At 68.5% G+C, this 3,640-nt stretch carries 8 protein-coding genes; 5 read left to right on the top strand and 3 right to left on the bottom strand.

All coding sequences use genetic code 11. The features are described from left to right. Positions 1-229 precede the first annotated feature (229 nt). On the top strand, positions 230-490 hold the full coding sequence (locus VF992_10115; GenBank protein HEX9341501.1) for a hypothetical protein: 261 nt from the start codon (positions 230-232) through the stop codon (positions 488-490). Positions 491-608: 118 nt separating this feature from the next. Beyond that, complete coding sequence (locus VF992_10110) at positions 609-1,085, top strand: DUF835 domain-containing protein (protein ID HEX9341500.1); 477 nt, start codon at positions 609-611, stop codon at positions 1,083-1,085. Positions 1,086-1,087: 2 nt separating this feature from the next. Here the strand turns inward: VF992_10110 and VF992_10105 are convergent, their stop codons facing one another. Beyond that, complete coding sequence (locus tag VF992_10105; GenBank protein ID HEX9341499.1) at positions 1,088-1,384, bottom strand: hypothetical protein; 297 nt, start codon at positions 1,382-1,384, stop codon at positions 1,088-1,090. A 37-nt stretch (positions 1,385-1,421) separates the two neighbouring features. Continuing rightward, the gene (locus VF992_10100) at positions 1,422-1,580 is read right to left on the bottom strand and encodes a hypothetical protein (protein HEX9341498.1); all 159 of its coding nucleotides are present in this window, start codon (positions 1,578-1,580) and stop codon (positions 1,422-1,424) included. A gap of 103 nt (positions 1,581-1,683) precedes the next feature. Here VF992_10100 and VF992_10095 point away from each other — a divergent pair, with 103 nt between their 5' ends. Continuing rightward, positions 1,684-2,646: a GAF domain-containing protein gene (locus VF992_10095; GenBank protein ID HEX9341497.1), complete on the top strand. Its 963-nt coding sequence runs from the start codon at positions 1,684-1,686 to the stop codon at positions 2,644-2,646. Here the strand turns inward: VF992_10095 and VF992_10090 are convergent. Continuing rightward, entirely contained in the window at positions 2,607-2,846 is a 240-nt protein-coding gene (locus VF992_10090; protein ID HEX9341496.1) for a hypothetical protein, read from the bottom strand. The two genes, VF992_10095 and VF992_10090, sit on opposite strands and share 40 nt — an antisense overlap. A 52-nt stretch (positions 2,847-2,898) precedes the next feature. Between VF992_10090 and VF992_10085 the strand changes: the two genes are divergently transcribed. Both VF992_10085 and VF992_10080 read left to right on the top strand, forming a co-directional pair. Beyond that, complete coding sequence (locus tag VF992_10085; protein ID HEX9341495.1) at positions 2,899-3,162, top strand: hypothetical protein; 264 nt, start codon at positions 2,899-2,901, stop codon at positions 3,160-3,162. 115 nt (positions 3,163-3,277) lie between these two features. Continuing rightward, positions 3,278-3,640, top strand: a 363-nt coding sequence (locus VF992_10080) for a hypothetical protein (GenBank protein ID HEX9341494.1), incomplete at its 3' end; no start/stop codon positions are given.

The raw sequence follows: 3,640 nt of genomic DNA, 5'->3' as shown, positions 1-3,640 counted from the left end.
CGAGCACGTTCCTCCGCTAGAGAGGAGGACGGCGTCAAGGTAGCTGGGGGAGATGCCCGAATGTGAAAATCCGAACTCGGGAGGAATGAGAAATGGCGTTGCGGTGGTTACCGTCGTTCAACACCCGACTTGTTACAGAACTGAGGGCCACGAATCTTTATATCGGATACGTCGGTTCCGCGGCCCTCCGCGCGCGGCGGGGGGTTCCCTCGAGATCGGAGGAGTCGCAATGGACGACGAAGAGAGAGGCCGGCGCAACGTGGACGTGCAGTTCGAGACCATCCGGGCCGAGAAGGTCAACTTCGGGCGCAACAATTTCCTCGAGATTGCGCGGAAGCGGGCGAAGACCTCGGAGGGCACGAACGAGTTCATTTCCGTGTCCCGCGGGTACTATCTTCCGGACAAAACGGAGCGGTTCAAGCGCTCGCTCACGATCCCGGACGACCCGGACATCCGCGCGTTCGTCGCGGACAAGATCAAGACTCTCTGAGCGCGTCGCGGGCGTCGGGCCGGTCCGTCGAAACTGACCGCGGGCTTTAAATCGCCGCGGTTCCATTTGAGATGGCCCTTTTGCAAGTGCAATCAGGGGGGAGTCCATCGGGCCGCCGTTGAGGCCGGGCCTGGGCTATCTTGCCCACGACCCCGGGGAGATCGCCGTGCCGTTCGTCCGCTCCCTCGCCGCCGCCCACACACCGTTTCTCTGGATCACCTCTCGGTCCGTGGACACCGCGCCTGAAGGCGGGGACCTCCTGCGCGTCACGACGTTGCGGGGCGGGATTGCGACCGCGGACCCTCGGCGACTCCAAGACCTGAAGACCGCGGCGACGACGTTCTTCGACGAGCGAGGCCCCGGGATCCTCGTCCTCGACTGCCTCGAATCGCTGATCCTCCACGCGGGACTCGAGCGGGCACTCCGGTTCGTCGATGACCTCCACGAGGAGGCCGCGATGCGGAGCGGCATCCTGCTCGTCTTCGCGGATCCTCGGACCGTGAGCGCCCGGATGATCGCATGGCTCGAGCGGGAACTCGACCCGCTCCCGCGGGGCGCGGCGCTCCCGACCGTCGAGAGCCGCGTGGCCGTCTGAGCTCACGGCCCGAACAGGAGCCCCATCCCGGTGGCCGCGTCCTCGTCCTGGGCCCGGAATCGTGCGTAGACGCGCTCCGCTTCCGCGCCTCCGAGCGGCCGCGCGACGTCCTTCAGCAGATCGATCGCCCGCGCGATGCCCGCGTCGCTCCCTTCCACGATCACGTAGCGGTCGTCGCCAGGCAACCCGAGGCTCTTCGCGTCCCGCGCCGTGACGCTCTGGCGGCTCACGAGGTCGTCCTTCCACAGGGCGTCCGCCTTCGGCGCGTGGGCCACCGGAATCTGGAAGACGCGGTACACGGGGGCACGGACGTCGACCTGCCTATTAAGCGTTCATTCACTCGTCGCGCGGCCGGGTGAACGGGAGGATGAGGAGAAAGGCCCCGACGATGAGGAACGCCATGCCGGCGAGGCGGTCGACGATCCACGCGACGACGATACCGACGACCGCGAACGCGAGTCCGAGGACGCCGAGGAGCGTGCGGGTCGAGGCCACGAGGCCGGGTAGGTGGCCTCGCTCTATACGGTTTACGCGGCGCGCCCCCCCAGTGATAACCACCCGCAAACGTTCTTATCGCGTCCGCCCGCATGGGCAGGATGTGTCGGACCCGGAGGAAATTGGCGAGACGCAGATCCTCGCCGCGCTGATCGGCGTCGCGGAGATGGTCGGCGGGCTCACGGACACGGACGAACTGCTCGCCTCGATCGTGCGCGTGATGCCCGGCCTCGTCCGCGTGGACCGCTGCGCGATCCTGAGCTACGATCCGTCCGTCCGGGAGTTCCGGACGATCTCGTCGTTCGTGCCCGGCGGGCACACGACCGCCTTCGACGGGCTGACGATCGCGGAAGCGGAGGTCCCGCGGCTCGCGCAGCGACTCATTTCGCTTCGGCTCCCCGCGCTCCTGAAGGCACCCTCCCGGGAGACGGCGTTGCCCCCGCTCCTACAGAAGCGGCTCGGCCTTCGGTCCGCGCTCGTGGTGCCGCTCGCGGCGCGTGGCCGATTCCTCGGGATCCTCTGGCTCGACGACACGCGCAGTCCGCACCTCTTCACCTCGAAGGAGATCAACATCGTCCAAGGGGTCGCCGCCCAGGTCGCGATCGCGCTCGACGGGGCGAAGCTCGCCGTCCAACTCGACCTCGAACGACGGCGGCTCGACGCGCTCGTGTCCGCCCTCGCGGACGGCCTCGTCGCGGTGGACCGAGACCAGCGTATCCTTTACCTCGACGGCGGTGCGGAGGCGCTCCTCGGTTGGCAATCGTCCGAAGTCCGCGGTCGTCGAATGCACGATGTCTTCGACATCTCCGACGCGGAGGCGAGCGTCGCGTGGACCCGGGAACGAGGCGGCCCCGCCTTGGCGCCGAAAGACCTCCGGCTCCGCGCCCACGACGGAATGCCGGTCGAGTGCACCGCACAAGCGGTCGCGGTGCGCGGGGACGAGGGCGAGATGATCCAGATCCTGTTCGCGCTCCGCAAGAAAGCGGGGACGAAAGGCTATGCGGACCGCATGATGGACTCGATCGATCAGCTCGGGCCGCTTCCGGCCGCGGATCCGCCGGAGTAGAGGAGCAGGCCGATTTCCGCCTTCGTAAAGCGGCTGTTCGTCCGCAACGTCGCCTCGTCGCCTTCGCGGACCGCGCGCAAGAACAAGGGACACCCTCTCGTCAGGAGGAAGACGCGGCGCAACGCCTCTTCGTCGATCGCGGGATTGCCGAGCATCGCGCGGCAGTCGTCGACGCCGAGGCCACGAAGGTGGCGCTCCATGACGGTCCCTGTGTCGGTGTCCTTCTTCGAGTAGAATCGGCAATAGGCGGGCGTGGACTCCTGCGCGAGCAGCAGGACTTTCGCCCCGCGTCCCGGCGGCCTCGCCCAGGAATGCGGCGAACGCCTCGACGATTGGCTCGGCGACGTCGCCGTAGCCGTCGACGATCAGCAGCTTCGTCCCGGCGGCGAACGGTCGGCGGAGAGCCCGCGCGACGTCCCCCGGATCGTGAGGCGCGTCCGCGCGGATCCCCGTGGCCGACTCGAGCGATTCCGCGAAATCCTCGAGGCGATCGCCGTCCTCGATTACGACCCATAGGGATTTCGGCATGGCCTCGGCGAACGCCCATCCGAGGGCCGTCTTTCCCATCCCGCGGGATCCGTAGACGACCGCCATGGGCGCGCCTCCGGCGAGCCAGCGGCGGAGGGATGCGATGTCATCGTCCCGGCCGAGCAGCGATGGGCGTTCCAGCTCCGTCACGCTCGGGGTCAGGCGACCGCGTGCGTCGATCGTGCCGAGCGCTGCGAGCGGCGTCAGACCGAACGCCTTCCGCGCGTCGCCGAGCGTCGTCGCGCGGCCGTCGACCTCGACGCGCGTCCCGTCGACGTCCGTCAAGATTTGCCGCGCGCGACGGACGCCCGCTTCCGTGAGGACGTACACGCGAATCTTGCGGGTCTGTCCCCGCAGGCGCGTCTCCCGCGAGTCGATCAGCCCCTCGTCGGCGAGGGAGCGGAGCGTCCGCGGGACGTGGCTCCGGAGGAGCCGCGCGCCCTCCGCGATGCCGGCCTGGTTCGCG

The organism is Thermoplasmata archaeon, assembly GCA_036395115.1.
In the GTDB taxonomy this organism is placed as follows: Archaea; Thermoplasmatota; Thermoplasmata; order RBG-16-68-12; family RBG-16-68-12; genus RBG-16-68-12.
The sequence above is the reverse complement of the archived record's forward strand: the minus strand, read 5'-3'. Positions and strand labels throughout refer to the sequence as shown.